At 63.1% G+C, this 642-nt stretch carries 2 protein-coding genes; both read left to right on the top strand.

Going from position 1 to position 642, the window contains the following annotated elements; all coding sequences use genetic code 11:
• Positions 1-354 (top strand): phage major capsid protein (locus tag AC0V2Y_RS28575; protein ID WP_475418474.1); only part of this gene is annotated, 354 nt, incomplete at its 5' end.
• Positions 355-413: 59 nt separating this feature from the next.
• The coding region (locus tag AC0V2Y_RS28570) for a capsid cement protein (RefSeq protein WP_475418473.1) at positions 414-642 on the top strand (229 nt) is incomplete at its 3' end.

Genomic DNA, 642 nt, shown 5'->3' with positions numbered 1-642 from the left:
GTGAAAACGCTGATCGTTCCGCGCGCGCTGCGCGGCACTGCCAATGTGGTGCGCGAGAGCGAGTTCGAAGTCGGCGCGGCCAACAAGAACAACACTGTGCCCAACAGTGTGCGCAGCACCTTTGACGTCGTGGCCGACGCCCGCCTGGATGCGAACTCCGCTACGGCATGGTACGGCGTAGCCAGCAAGGACCAGCATGACTGCATCGAAGTGCAATACCTCGACGGCAACGAAGCGCCGACGCTGGAGCAGCAAAACGGCTGGCACGTCGATGGCGTCGAATTCAAGGTGCGCATGGATGCGGGCGTCAAGGCGCTCGACTTCCGCACCATGGCCAAGAACCCGGGCGCCTAAACCGCGCAGACCGAGTGCGCCGCTGCGGCGGCGCACCAATCCACGACATAGGAGCCATCATGGCCAAGAACTATATTCAAGAAGGTAACGTCCTGAGCTACACGGCCACTGCCGCTGTCGCATCCGGTGCGGTGGTGGTGATCGGCAAGCGCATCGCCATCGCCTTGGCCGACATCGCCGTCGGAGAGACTGGCGCGATCACCGCCGAAGGCGTATTTGCAGTCGCCAAGCTGGGCACCGACGTCGTCGGCCTGGGTGACCTGCTGTATTGGGATGCCGCCAACAATC

The organism is Janthinobacterium sp. BHSEK (genome assembly GCF_056174685.1).
This window is presented reverse-complemented; position numbering and strand designations above follow the sequence as displayed.